Source organism: Natronoarchaeum philippinense, assembly GCF_900215575.1.
GTDB classification, from domain to species: Archaea; Halobacteriota; Halobacteria; order Halobacteriales; family Natronoarchaeaceae; genus Natronoarchaeum; species Natronoarchaeum philippinense.
On record NZ_OBEJ01000006.1, the window covers coordinates 22,275 to 34,052 of the forward strand.

The 11,778-nt window shown below is 66.2% G+C and carries 17 protein-coding genes; 13 read left to right on the plus strand and 4 right to left on the minus strand.

What is annotated here, in order from left to right; translation table 11 throughout:
* The first annotated feature begins 10 nt into the window (after positions 1 to 10).
* The 3 genes from CRO01_RS14850 to CRO01_RS14860 all read left to right on the plus strand — a co-directional run bounded on the left by CRO01_RS14850 (position 11) and on the right by CRO01_RS14860 (position 1,830).
* The gene (locus CRO01_RS14850) at positions 11 to 514 is read left to right on the plus strand and encodes an amino acid-binding protein (RefSeq protein ID WP_097009954.1); all 504 of its coding nucleotides are present in this window, start codon (positions 11 to 13) and stop codon (positions 512 to 514) included.
* Positions 515 to 694: 180 nt separating this feature from the next.
* On the plus strand, positions 695 to 1,204 hold the full coding sequence (locus CRO01_RS14855; RefSeq protein ID WP_097009955.1) for a hypothetical protein: 510 nt from the start codon (positions 695 to 697) through the stop codon (positions 1,202 to 1,204).
* Positions 1,205 to 1,209: 5 nt separating this feature from the next.
* Positions 1,210 to 1,830, plus strand: coding sequence for an IMPACT family protein (locus tag CRO01_RS14860; protein ID WP_097009956.1), 621 nt, complete (start codon positions 1,210 to 1,212; stop codon positions 1,828 to 1,830).
* A gap of 45 nt (positions 1,831 to 1,875) precedes the next feature.
* On the opposite strand, the gene CRO01_RS14865 is transcribed toward CRO01_RS14860, so the two are convergent.
* Together CRO01_RS14865 and upp are read right to left on the minus strand one after the other, a co-directional pair.
* Positions 1,876 to 2,073, minus strand: a complete 198-nt coding sequence (locus CRO01_RS14865; protein ID WP_097009957.1) for a DUF7569 family protein — start codon at positions 2,071 to 2,073, stop codon at positions 1,876 to 1,878.
* A 52-nt stretch (positions 2,074 to 2,125) separates the two neighbouring features.
* Positions 2,126 to 2,800, minus strand: a complete 675-nt coding sequence (gene upp, locus CRO01_RS14870) for a uracil phosphoribosyltransferase (RefSeq protein WP_097009958.1) — start codon at positions 2,798 to 2,800, stop codon at positions 2,126 to 2,128.
* An 87-nt stretch (positions 2,801 to 2,887) separates the two neighbouring features.
* On the opposite strand from upp, the gene CRO01_RS14875 reads away from it, so the two are divergent.
* Together CRO01_RS14875 and CRO01_RS14880 are read left to right on the plus strand one after the other, a co-directional pair.
* On the plus strand, positions 2,888 to 3,298 hold the full coding sequence (locus CRO01_RS14875) for an SRPBCC family protein (RefSeq protein WP_097009959.1): 411 nt from the start codon (positions 2,888 to 2,890) through the stop codon (positions 3,296 to 3,298).
* A 72-nt stretch (positions 3,299 to 3,370) separates the two neighbouring features.
* Positions 3,371 to 4,465: an NADH:flavin oxidoreductase/NADH oxidase gene (locus CRO01_RS14880; protein ID WP_097009960.1), complete on the plus strand. Its 1,095-nt coding sequence runs from the start codon at positions 3,371 to 3,373 to the stop codon at positions 4,463 to 4,465.
* Between the two features lie 23 nt (positions 4,466 to 4,488).
* On the opposite strand, the gene CRO01_RS14885 is transcribed toward CRO01_RS14880, so the two are convergent.
* Positions 4,489 to 4,845: a hypothetical protein gene (locus CRO01_RS14885; RefSeq protein WP_097009961.1), complete on the minus strand. Its 357-nt coding sequence runs from the start codon at positions 4,843 to 4,845 to the stop codon at positions 4,489 to 4,491.
* 141 nt (positions 4,846 to 4,986) lie between these two features.
* Here CRO01_RS14885 and CRO01_RS14890 point away from each other — a divergent pair, with 141 nt between their 5' ends.
* The 6 genes from CRO01_RS14890 to CRO01_RS14915 all read left to right on the plus strand — a co-directional run bounded on the left by CRO01_RS14890 (position 4,987) and on the right by CRO01_RS14915 (position 9,899).
* A complete protein-coding gene (locus CRO01_RS14890) occupies positions 4,987 to 5,169 on the plus strand; it encodes a DUF5786 family protein (protein WP_097009962.1) in 183 nt (60 codons plus the stop codon).
* 187 nt (positions 5,170 to 5,356) lie between these two features.
* Positions 5,357 to 5,674, plus strand: coding sequence for a hypothetical protein (locus CRO01_RS14895; protein ID WP_097009963.1), 318 nt, complete (start codon positions 5,357 to 5,359; stop codon positions 5,672 to 5,674).
* A 120-nt stretch (positions 5,675 to 5,794) separates the two neighbouring features.
* The gene (locus CRO01_RS14900) at positions 5,795 to 6,091 is read left to right on the plus strand and encodes a hypothetical protein (RefSeq protein WP_097010008.1); all 297 of its coding nucleotides are present in this window, start codon (positions 5,795 to 5,797) and stop codon (positions 6,089 to 6,091) included.
* Positions 6,091 to 7,101: an ArsA family ATPase gene (locus CRO01_RS14905; RefSeq protein ID WP_245838561.1), complete on the plus strand. Its 1,011-nt coding sequence runs from the start codon at positions 6,091 to 6,093 to the stop codon at positions 7,099 to 7,101. The genes CRO01_RS14900 and CRO01_RS14905 overlap by 1 nt, the downstream gene beginning before the upstream one ends.
* Positions 7,102 to 7,226: 125 nt before the next feature.
* The gene (locus CRO01_RS14910; RefSeq protein WP_097009964.1) at positions 7,227 to 9,086 is read left to right on the plus strand and encodes a carbon starvation CstA family protein; all 1,860 of its coding nucleotides are present in this window, start codon (positions 7,227 to 7,229) and stop codon (positions 9,084 to 9,086) included.
* Between the two features lie 156 nt (positions 9,087 to 9,242).
* A complete protein-coding gene (locus CRO01_RS14915; RefSeq protein ID WP_097009965.1) occupies positions 9,243 to 9,899 on the plus strand; it encodes a trimeric intracellular cation channel family protein in 657 nt (218 codons plus the stop codon).
* 19 nt (positions 9,900 to 9,918) lie between these two features.
* Here the strand turns inward: CRO01_RS14915 and CRO01_RS14920 are convergent, their stop codons facing one another.
* Positions 9,919 to 10,521, minus strand: a complete 603-nt coding sequence (locus CRO01_RS14920) for a hypothetical protein (RefSeq protein ID WP_097009966.1) — start codon at positions 10,519 to 10,521, stop codon at positions 9,919 to 9,921.
* A 110-nt stretch (positions 10,522 to 10,631) separates the two neighbouring features.
* Between CRO01_RS14920 and CRO01_RS14925 the strand changes: the two genes are divergently transcribed.
* On the plus strand, positions 10,632 to 10,850 hold the full coding sequence (locus tag CRO01_RS14925; RefSeq protein ID WP_097009967.1) for a hypothetical protein: 219 nt from the start codon (positions 10,632 to 10,634) through the stop codon (positions 10,848 to 10,850).
* A 135-nt stretch (positions 10,851 to 10,985) separates the two neighbouring features.
* On the plus strand, positions 10,986 to 11,699 hold the full coding sequence (locus CRO01_RS14930; RefSeq protein WP_097009968.1) for a DUF5828 family protein: 714 nt from the start codon (positions 10,986 to 10,988) through the stop codon (positions 11,697 to 11,699).
* Positions 11,700 to 11,778 lie beyond the last annotated feature (79 nt).

Below are 11,778 nucleotides of genomic sequence, written 5' to 3' on the forward strand. Positions count from 1 at the left end.
GGCACACCTAATGTTCGACGAGATCATGGAGAAGTTCGAGGGGAGCCCCTCTCAGCAGCGGGTGATCCGGCTGCTCCTCGAACGCGGGTTCTCGGTCAACGACGAGGGGCGGGTCGTCTCGGGCGGGATCGAGATCCCCAACACGGGGATCGCCCGCGAGATCGATGTCGACCGCCGGGTCGTCGACTCGACGACCGACGCGATCCTCGACGACGACGAACTGCGACGCATCTTCCAGAACATCTCGCAGGTGCCCAGTCTGATGGATCTGGCGCCGGTGCTCGATCTCACGGTCGTCTCGATCGCGGTGATCGACGCCGAAGAGGAGGGCATCGTCTCCGAAATCACGGGACGACTGGCCGACCAGAACATCTCGATCCGCCAGACGATCAGCGAGGACCCCGAGTTCACCGACGAACCGCGACTGTATCTGGTGACCGACGAGCGGCTTCCGGGCGAGTTGATCAACGAACTGAACGATCTGGACTTCGTTCGTAGCATCGAGCTGCAGTGATTTCCGGAAGTTGTTGATCGGACGGCTCGACCGTGCTTTCCTGACTCTTCACAACGACCGCGCTTCGCTCTTTCACGGTAGTATCGTCCGAACCGATCGGATCGCTCAGCAAAGGCACACCGAAGCCACACCACGCTAGAACCGACGGGCTATTGGCGCCGGCAGCCCGATTTTCCGACCATGGACGAGAGTACGCGCGGCACGCTGGAGTTCGTCGCGGTCCAGCTCACCGCCGTGTTCGCCGGGTTGCACTTCTACTGGGCGTTTCCTCGCCTCGTACAGACAGTTCAGTTCGGCCAACCCCTCTATCGAGACCCACGACCACTGCTCTTTATCGGGCTGACGGTGGTCGTGCTCGCCGGGTTGGCGCTGGTCCAGCAAGGTGTGGTTCCCCGGACCGCCGCGTACGTCGCCGGAATGGCGCTGATGGCCGTGTCCGTCGTCGCGTGGATGATCTGGCACCTCGGCGGTCACGTCGCCTTGCTACCGTGGGCGCCCGAGGGCGTCGGGCAGACCCACGTCGGCAACCCCGTCGCAGTGCTGTTCGAGCACGCGATCGGCGACCCCATCGAAGGCGTCTCCAAGGCCGTCGAAGTCGCACTGTTCGGCGTGCTCGGCGTCCTGCTGTACGACGAGGTGACTGGTGAGCCGGCCGCCGAAACCGAGCCGAGCGCCGACGCCGACCAGTAGACGCCATGACCGAAGAGTCGTATCGAACCGTCGAGCGCAGGGGCCGGGCCGAGTTCGAGGTGACGGGCTCGGAGTTCATCGGGCACGTCGCGCCCGCGCCGGACGCCGACACCGCCGAGTCGTTCGTCGCCGAGGTGCGCGAGGAGTACGCCGACGCCACCCACAACGTCCCGGCCTATCGCGTCCGGGCCGACCCGTTCCGCGAGTGGGCCAGCGACGACGGCGAACCGGCCGGCTCGGCGGGCAAACCCGCGCTGAACGTGCTCCAGCAGGAAGCGATCGAGAACGTCGTCGCCGTCGTGACGCGGTACTACGGCGGGACGAACCTCGGCGTCGGCGGCCTCGCGCGGGCCTACTCCCGGGCGGTCAAGGAAGGTCTCGACGAGGCCGGCGTCGTCGAAGAACGGCCCCACGAGCGCTTTACCGTCGCCGTCGAGTACGACGACTCCGGGACGGTCCGTGGCATCGTCGAGAGCGCCGGCGTCGAGTTCGACGCCGAGTACGCAGAGCGCGTGACGCTCACCGTGCGCGCGCCGGTCGCAGACGCCGACGCGCTGCGAGACCGCATCCGGAGCGCGACGAGCGGGCGCGCAGTGATCGACGCCGACAACGAAGCGCGCGACTAACTGCCCAGCGGCGTCGACGACCGACTCCAGCGAACGCCGTCCCTCTCAGTCGACGATGATCTCGTCGTCGATCGTCTCGCGTTCTTCGGGTTGCATCTCCTCGCGGTAGCGCTCGATCCAGTCGGCGAAACAGCCCGGACAGAGCCGCTGAGTATCGACCTGTGAGCGATCGACGGTGAGTCGCACCGTCCGCGCGAGCGGGTCCGAGACGGCGTCGCCGCAGGCGTCGCAGTCGGCTGACATACTGCCGAGGTGCGTGCCTCACGCACAAAGCTCTAGGGTCGGAGGAGGGCGCCTACTGCGTCCGGAACGCCCGGTCGCCGGCGTCGCCCAGACCGGGGACGATGTAGCCGTCGTCGTCGAGGTAGTCGTCGATAGAGACCGTCAGCAGGTCGACATCGGGGAACTCCTCGCCGACCCGCAGCAGGCCGTCGGGCGCGCTGACCGCCGAGAGGACGATGAAGTTCTCCGGTTCGGGCGAGTTCTCGGTGACGTGATCGAGCACCGTACACATCGTCGAGCCCGTCGCCAGCATCGGGTCGGCGACGATCACGGTGTCGTCCTCGGTGATCTCGGGGAGCTTGACGTAGTCGACGGTGATCGGGAACGAGCCGTCTTCCTTCCGGCCGGTCTCGTCGCGGCTGGCGCTGATGACGCCCTGTCGGGCGCGGGGGAACGCCTTCAGAAGCCCCTCGACGAAGGGCGTCGCGGCGCGCAAGACGTTGACGATCACGACATCGTCGACGCCCTTGACCTGCTCGCCCATCGTCTCTTCGAGCGGCGTCTGGGTCGAGACGTACTCGGTCTCCATCCGGCCGTCGATGATCTCGTAGCCACAGATCCGCCCGAGCTTGACGAGGCCTTTCCGGAACGCGACCTGCTCGGTCTCGACATCTCGAAGTTTCGAGAGGGTATGCTTTGCGAGCGCGTGGGTGACGACGTAGGCGTCGTCGCGGTCTTCGATTGGCATTATCGGAGCGTCGTGATCCGGCGAGTATAACCTACCGATCTGTGTCGGGGGCGACGTACAAGTACCCCCTCGCTCACGATCCAGACGATGCGCACGGTCGAAGCCGCGAAATTCGTCGGCGCGCCGCCCGACGCCGTCGAGCGCGTGCTGACGCCGCGACGGATCGTCGAGTACGAGGGCTCGTTTACCGTCCGGGGCGTCGAGGAACGCTACGACGCGACCGTCGTCACGGTCGGCGGTCCCGGACTGGAGCTTCGGCTTCGCTTCGAGCCGCGCGATCGAGGCTACGACTACGAGCAACTGGACGACGGCGGGCCGCTGGACGCCATGACGACGACGCTGACCTACACTCCCGAAAACGAGGGGACCCGCGTGTCGGCGTCCTCGTCGGTCAGCCTCGGCGCGCCGCCAGCGGCGCTCACTGACCGAATCGCGGGCTGGAAGCGCCGCGGCGAGTTGGACCGGCTGCTGGACGCGCTGGCCGAAACTGTCGAGTAACCACTGAAGAATTCCGGAACTCCCCCGGGGCTACCGCCAGCCCTTTCGACGCCACGAGCCAACCCGTGGGCGATGACCGACGACCTGTTCTCGCCGCTGTCGCTGCGCGAAACCGAGCTACCGAACCGCGTGATGGTGTCGCCGATGTGCCAGTATTCCTGTGAGGATCGGGACGGGCTGGCGACCGAGTGGCACCGAACCCACCTGGGCAGCCGGGCGGTCGGCGGCGCCGGCGTCGTGATGGCAGAGGCGACCGCCGTCGAGTCGCGGGGACGCATCTCGCCGCACGATCTGGGCATCTGGAGCGACGAGCACGCCGACGCGCTGGCGCCGGTCGCCGAGTTCGTCCGCGAGCAGGGGAGCGTCCCGGCGATCCAACTCGCCCACGCCGGCCGGAAAGCCTCGACGAGCCGGCCGTGGGAGGGCCACGAACCGCTGGCGCCCGAGGACGGCGGCTGGGAGGCGATCGCGCCGAGCGCGACGCCGTACCCCGGCAACGAGGCCGTGGCGCTCCACGAGATGACTCCTGAGGACATCGAGGACGTGATCGCGGCGTTTCAGAGTGGCGCCGAGCGCGCGCTCGACGCCGGCTTCGAGATCGCCGAGGTCCACGCCGCCCACGGCTACCTGCTCCACGAGTTTCTCTCGCCCGTCTCGAACGATCGAACGGACGAGTACGGCGGGAGCTTCGAGAACCGCGCGCGGCTCACGGTCGACGTCGTCGAGGCCGTCCGCGAGGTGTGGCCCGACGACCGGCCGGTGTTCGTGCGCATCTCGGGCACCGACTGGTTGCCCGACCGCGAGTCGTGGACCAGAGAGCAGTCAGCCCGTCTCGCCGACCTGCTGGCCGAGGCCGGCGCGGATCTGATCGACGTGTCCAGCGGCGGGCTGCATCCCGACCAGCAACTTCCGGCGGGCGGACCGAACTATCAGGTCCCACTCGCTGAACACGTCGGCGCCGAAAGCGAGCGCGATGTGGGGATCGGCGCGGTCGGCGGCATCACGACGGCCCAGCAGGCCGACGCCGTCGTCCGGAACGGCCGGGCCGATCTGGCCATCGTCGGGCGCGAGCATCTCCGGGACCCCTACTTTGCGCTCCGGGCAGCAAAAGAACTCGACGCGCTCGATCGGATCGAGGTGCCAAAGCAGTATCGTCGGGCGTTCTGAACGGACCCGTTCCGGGACGCCGATCAGCGGGTCGTGCTGTGGCGCTCGATCTGACGATCCATCGTACACTGGAGACAGCGATCGTCGGCCGTACAACCGGCTGAATCGTGCGGACAGACGTGGACCTCTTCGCTCGTCGAGAGGCGCTCGCGTTCGAGACGCCACTCGGCCGCCCAGTCCTCGATCGACCCGTTCCGAGTCGAGTCGTAGACGACCGTATCGTCGCGCGTGACGATCTTCATGCACACCGGATCGTCCGAGCACTCGGCGACGACCTCGATGGCGTCCTCGATCGACCGAACGCGCTCGCGCTCGCGGCGCGTCTCGTACAGCGTGACCACCTCGACGCCGCCGGGTTCGGTGAGCGCGGGATCGGACATACTCGATGTGAAGGATCGCAGTCGCAAAAACGTGGGGCATGCCGTCACCGAATGGCGACGAGATCCGCCTCGTTAGGGGTTCACACCCGAAACGCCCGCGAGACCGAACAGCCTTTGTGGGCCACTGGCCTGTGTTCGAACATGGGTTTTGGTAGCTACGACGAATCCGAGCAGAAAGACCAGAACGTCGACGAAGACGACGACTCCGAGGCCGTCAACGTCCACGAGGAGGATCACGACGGCGAAATCTCCTTCGAGGCGGAGGGGTCGACCGAGGATCTGGTCGGTCGCCTCCAAGAGATGAAGGACGACGACGACGAATAAGACGCTACCCCCGAATTTTCTGCCGCGCTCGATGATCGAGAGCCGTGGCTACGCCGGCGTCGCGGCGTCGTGACGCCGGAGACGGCGGTGCTGGTGGAACCCCGGCACGAGACTTTTGTACCGGAGCGCCATACTGACGGCTGACCCGCCTCGGCGCGGCGCCGACCCGCGCGAGGCGTCCGAACCCATGGAACTACCGAACAGCCGACGCCAGCGCGTCGACGCAGTGCCGTTCGTCGTCGTCGCGCTGCTCGCCGGCACGGCGACGTTCTCGCTCGGCCCGGGCTACCTGCTGACGCTCGGGGTAGCGCTCACGCCGGCGCTCGCCGCGTGTGTCGCGGCGACGGCGCTGACGACTGCAGTCGCGTACCACCGGTTCGTCTGGACGGCTCGTCCCGACCTCCGCGGGGAGCTGCCGGTCGAGCTACGGCTGCGACGCCTGCTGTACGGCGGCCTCGCGCTCGTCGGCCTCGTCCCGCTGTTCGCGCTGCCGCTGGTGCTGTAGGCGGGCGGGAAGCGGCGGCGTTCCGGAGCCAGCCGATGAGCGGCGTCGCCCGCAAGCGCCGATATGGTCCACGGCAACGCACACCACCCGTTTAACTGCAGATCGGACGACAGCTACAGTATGGGCCTCGCAGCGCGGATCGAAGCCTACCGCGAGTACCTGCGGGAGGTGCTCCACGGGCTCTATCACGGCATGATCGAACACCCGGCCTACGAGCTGATCGAGAAGGAAGCCGAAGATAGGGAAGACGAGTTCCTGCTGGCGTGTTTCGCCGACGCCTTCGGCATCCCGAGCCCGGCGTCGTACTACACCGCCGAGCTACTGCCCTACCTCGCCGAGGAGTTCGAGCAGTGGGAGCGGCGGATGTGGGACCGCTCGTCGGTGATCGAACGCAAGGGACAGCAGTACCACTTCTGATGACGGGGAGCGACGCGATGGGCGGACCGTCCGAACGGTTCGTCTTCTTCGGGGGGAAAGGCGGCGTCGGGAAGACGACGGTGTCGAGCGCGTTCGCGGTCGGGTGCGCCGAGGCCGGCCTCGATACCCTGCTGGTCTCGACGGACCCGGCCCACAGCACCGCCGACGTGTTCGACCAGCCCTTCGGCGACGACCCGCGACCGGTCGACGGGCGAGAGCGACTGTGGGCGATGGAGATCGATCCGGACGCCGAAATCGAGGCTCACGTCGCCCAGATCAGGCGCTCGCTGTCAGATCAGATGAGCCCGGCGATCGTCAACGAGATCGACCGCCAGATCGAGTTGGCCCACCGGACGCCCGGTGCCCACGAAGCCGCGCTGTTCGACCGGTTCATCGAGGTCATGCGATCGAGCGACGAGTACGACCGGGTGGTGTTCGACACCTCGCCGACCGGCGGAACCTTGCGCCTGCTCTCGCTGCCCGAGCTACTGGAGTCGTGGATCGACCGGCTGGTGCGCAAGCGAACCGAGAGCATCGACCGCTACGAGAAGGCCGCGATCGGCGAGCGACAGGCGCCGAGCGTCGACGACGACCCGATCATCACGCGGCTGCGCGAGCGCAAGGAGAACTTCGAGTTCGCCGGCCGGGTGCTCCGGGACGACGCCGCCTTTTTCTTCGTGTTGAACCCCGACGACCTCTCGATCCGAGAAACCGAGCGTGCGATCGAGAACCTCGACGAGTACGATCTGTCCGTCCGCGGGTTGGTCGTCAACCGGCTGACGCCCGCGCCCGACGACGACGAGGACGGCCGCGGTGCGCGCTTCCTGCGCGCCCGGCGCGAGACCGAGCGCGAGCGGCTGGCGACGATCGAATCGACGTTCGAGGCGCCGGTCGTCGCCGCCATCGAGACGCGCGTCGAGGAGATCAGGGGCGGGCATCTCGACGCCGTCGCCGAGGCGCTCGACATCGAACCGGCGCCAGCGGCGTCGCCCGAGAGCAACCGAGAGTGAGCTGATTCGGTTGCGCGAACCGGTCGCTACGTGCCACCTGTCGCGTAGTTTTAGCGGGTAGTGCGAACTAGTACCAAGGTTTATTATCGTTATTGATAATGAGAACATGGGAGAGGGGAGACCACATGGTACAGGTCATATGGCTCGTGCTCGCCGTGCTCGGCATGTTCACCGCGGGGTATCTGGGATACTCCCGCTACCTTGCGAACTTCGTCGGTCTGGACGAGAGTCGGACGACGCCGGCACACGAGTACGAAGACGGGCAGGAGTACGTGCCGTCGAAGAAGCCGGTTCTGTTGGGGCATCACTATTCGAGCATCGCGGGCGGCGCGCCGATCGTCGGTCCGATCACGGCGGCACTCGTCTGGGGGTGGGTGCCGGCCGTGCTGTGGGTCGCCATCGGCAACCCGCTGATGGGCGCCGTTCACGACTTCATGTCGCTGTCGGGGTCGATCCGCCACGAAGGTAAGTCGATCGGGTCGATCATCGGGTCGTATCTGGGTGAACGCGGGAAGAATCGGCTGTTGTGGTTCGCGTTCCTGACGATCATTCTCGTCGTGGCGGTGTTCGCGCTCGTCGTCGGCATCGTGCTGGACGCCTACCCGCAGGCCGCGACCGCGAGCATCATCTACATCGGGCTGGCGCTCGTCTTCGGCGTCTACCTGTACCAGCTCGATCTGCCCTTCATTCCGGGCACGATCGCCTTCGTCAGCGCGGTGTTCGGGGGCGTCTGGGTCGGCGTGCAGTACCCGCTGGCGCTGTTCCCGGCGGTCGGCGACGCGAGCTATCCCGCGGGCACCACGGTGCTGTTCGCCGGGAGCGGCGCGTGGATCCCGGGCGCGGAGCTGTTCAGTCCGAACATCGCCGCGTGGATCGTCGTCGTCCTGTTGTACGCATTCGTCGCCGCGGTGTTACCGGTGTGGACGCTGCTCCAACCGCGAGACTACCTGTCGTCGTTCCTGCTGTACGCCGGCGTCGGCGGCGCCTTGCTGGCGATCATCGTCGGGACGGTGTTCGGAACGGCCGCCGAACCGCTGACGATCAACACGCAGGCGTACTACGGGTTCTGGGGGAGCGACGTGGCCAGCTTCTCGCTGATGCCGCTGTTCCCGCTGTTGTTTATCACCATCGCCTGCGGGACGATCAGCGGGTTCCACTCGCTGGTCTCCTCGGGCACGACGGCGAAGCAACTCGACAGCGAGACCGACGCCCGCCTGATCGGCTACGGCGGGATGCTCGGCGAGGGGCTGCTGGCGACCGTCGCGCTCTGTACGGTCGTGCTTGTCGCGGACGTGGCCGCGACGGGCGGAATCGGCCTCGCGCTGCCGAACTTCGCGGCCGGCGGCGGCGTCATCTTCACGAGCTTCGGCATCCCGACCTCCTTCGGCGCGCCCTTCATGGCGCTGGTGCTGGTGAGCTTCCTGCTGACCAGCACCGACACCGCGGCGCGGCTGGGCCGGTACATGCTCGAAGAGATCGTCGACACGCCCGAGACGACGACCCAGTCGGTCGCGGCGAACCGCTACGTCGCCACCGGCGTGCAGGTCGTGCTCGCCTTCCTGCTGGTCGCCAGCGGGCGGTGGGAGGACCTCTGGCCGCTGTTCGGCGGCGCCAATCAGCTACTGGCCGCGCTCGCGCTGCTGACCGCGACGGTCTGGCTCGCCAACTGGGACGAGACCAAACAGCTCGTCAGCACCGGCGTCCCGATGGTCCTGATGGTGTCGATCACGATACTCGGCTTACTCTGGCTGGCGCTGTACCAGAACATCGCGGTGAAGTTGCTCGACACCGCGTGGATGGCCGACGCGACGGCGCTGGATCTGATCGGCACGTCCTTGCAGATCGTCATCGCGTTCGTGCTCGTGGGGCTGGCGCTGTCGCTGGTCAGGATGGGCTACAGCAACATCCAGCGCGTTCGGACGAGCGGAGAGGTGGCGGCTGCCGACGGCGGAGCACCGAGCGAGTCCGACGGAAGCGACGACTGAGCGGCGGCGTCCGGACGCCGCTTTCCGGCGGGCCGCCGTTGTCAGTAGTCGGTACTGCGATCGCTTTTGCTGGACGTGCTCTGCACAGCGCATCCGGCCGAAGGGGAGTGCCAGAGACAGTAGCACTCAAGAGCTACATCCGCGTAGGGCAGGACGATGGGGCAGGATTTCAGCGCAATACTATTCGGCGATCCGTTCGCCGTCATGAACACGATCGGATTGGTCGCGTTCGCGTTCGTCGGGTCTTCGAAAGCGATCCGGGAGGAGTTCGACCTGTTCGGGATTACCATCGTTGGACTGGCAATGGCGTTTGCAGGTGGAGCAACACGCGATCTCCTCGTGGCCCGGGTTCCGTTAGCACTCCAGTCACCGATCGAAATCAGTTTGGGGCTGCTCGGCGTCGGCTTGGCAATCACCTTGAGCGTCGTTCTGTCGTCGCCCGAAACACATCCAGTCACGCTCGTCTCGGATGCGATCGGGCTTGCTGCCTTTACCACAACCGGAGCGATCGTGGCATCTGACGTGGGTGTTTCAGCATTCGGCATCGTCGCGATCGCGACGATCAACGCCGTGGGCGGTGGTGCATTTGCAGATATTTTGCTCGATCGAGCCCCGTTTATCCTCTTCGAGGATTTCTATGCAAGTTGTGCAGTGCTCGGCGGGAGTGCATACTGGTTGTTGGACGTGTTCGGAGCGACTGGAAGTCTCGCCGCGGGGATGTGCGCAGCAGTGACCGTCGTCACTCGGTTAACCGCAGTTGCGTACAACTGGAATCTCCCGACGGCACAAAGCCTGATGCTAGTGAGTAAATGACAAAACAGCCGAACTGCCCTTAGAGCTGTAGCCGTCGCGCGATCAGGTCGAGCAGTCCCGGCTCCTCGCGCTCGATAGGGTCCCACGTCTCGAAGGCGGTCCGCACGTCGGCGTTCTCGCTGGCGACCAGTTCCTCGTCGGACGGCGCGGCGACGACGAGATTGATCTCGTAGTGGCCGTGATAACCGTACTTGATGAGCGTCCGATCCCGGAATCCCTTGACGAACGAGCGCACGTCGTCGGTCAGCGTCGGTGCGACGATCACGACGGTGAACTCCGTGCCGTAGTGTTCCTCGTCGGGCTCGATCCAGTCATCGGCCAGATCGTGACAGAGACCGACGAGGTGCTCCAGTTCGACAACGTACAGCGAGTCGACCCGGCGGGCGAAGAGATGCTCGTGGACCTCGTGGTGCGCGAACGCGATCGAGGGGTGCAGGAAGTGCTTGCGGCTCTCCATGTCCATCCGGGCATACAGTGCGAAGGGCTCGTCGTCGACCGTGACATCGCGGGCGAGGTCGTAGTTGCGCGCGAGGCGGGCGGCGACGCCGTCGAGGTACTCGTCGTCCCAGTCGGGAATGGCGTCGGCCGTCGCGGGCGGGCGAGAGACGGTGGAGGTTGCCATGTGTAGTGTGTGAGCGAATCGGGATAAATAGCTGACAACCGGTCGCAGACGCGACAGGAGGGGGTGCTGAAAGGTTTACCGGGGTGTGGGACGTACACCCACGTGGGAGGATGGGAGAGAAACGGACCGAAGCCTGTGGGCGATGTGGCATCAGTTCCGTCGTGGACGCGACCGACAGCGGCAAAGGAGACGAACGAGACCCACTCGGCGAGGACCGGATCGAACTCGACGAGCGCGAGGCCCGGTCGGCGATGCGGGCGCAGGTTGCCGTCGGCCGGCTCAAGCGACGGCTCGACGAGGTGGCGACGCGGCTGACCTACGGGCGGTGACGCCCGTCGCTCGACGCCCAAGCGACCGTCGCGTCGGCCGCTACCGACACACGTCGGTACGCCGGGAGGAGGATACCTACGCACCCGGGGGCAAAGCGTTTAACCGACGGTGACATAAGCCGCTACTCAACGGACATGGAAGAGAGCATCTCCGGGTTCAAGATCCGCGGGACGTGGGGAGACGTCGTCGAGCACGGCGAACGGATCACCCGGGCGCTGCGCGACGTCGACGCCAACGAGTCCGGTGCGGCGGCGAGCTACCCGGACGCGTTCACCGAGTGGGACGAGTGGCGACCCAAGTCCCACGAACGCATCGAGGAAGACGTTAGTGAGAAGACCGCCGACCAAGCCAGCGTCAAGGAGGGGAAAGGGGAACAAGCCGGGAAAGAGCCCGACGAGGACATCCGCACTGCAGGCGAGAAGCTCAGCGAGTCCTACGAGAAGCTCGACGAGGACGACACCGGCGGCGCGGTCGACAAGTGGGGCGAGTCGATCGAGTACGTCGCGCGCGCGGCCGACTCCGCCGGCCGGAAGGCGCTTCGGTCGGTCGAGAACACGGTCTACCAGCGGGTGATGACCCAACTCGCACCCTATTATTTCGACAACGAACTGGTCAGTGCGAACCTCCAGCGCTCGACCCGCAACGGCGAGGAGACGTTCGTCTTCGAGGTGAACGTCAACGACGACGATCTCAAAGAAGAGGTCTCCTCCCGGCTCGCCGAGTACGAAGACGAGGTCGACCGCTGGCACGTCGACACCGAGAAAGACACCGAAGTCGTCGCCGCCGCCGAAGGCGTCGAGCCGCCCGAGGAGGAGACCGACGGCCGGTCGAAGCCGTCGAAGAACTGACGCTCGGGAACGCGGGGTGCTGTTGCTAATACCCATCGCTCTTCGACAAGTTTTTACACTGAGTGTTGCGCAAACAATG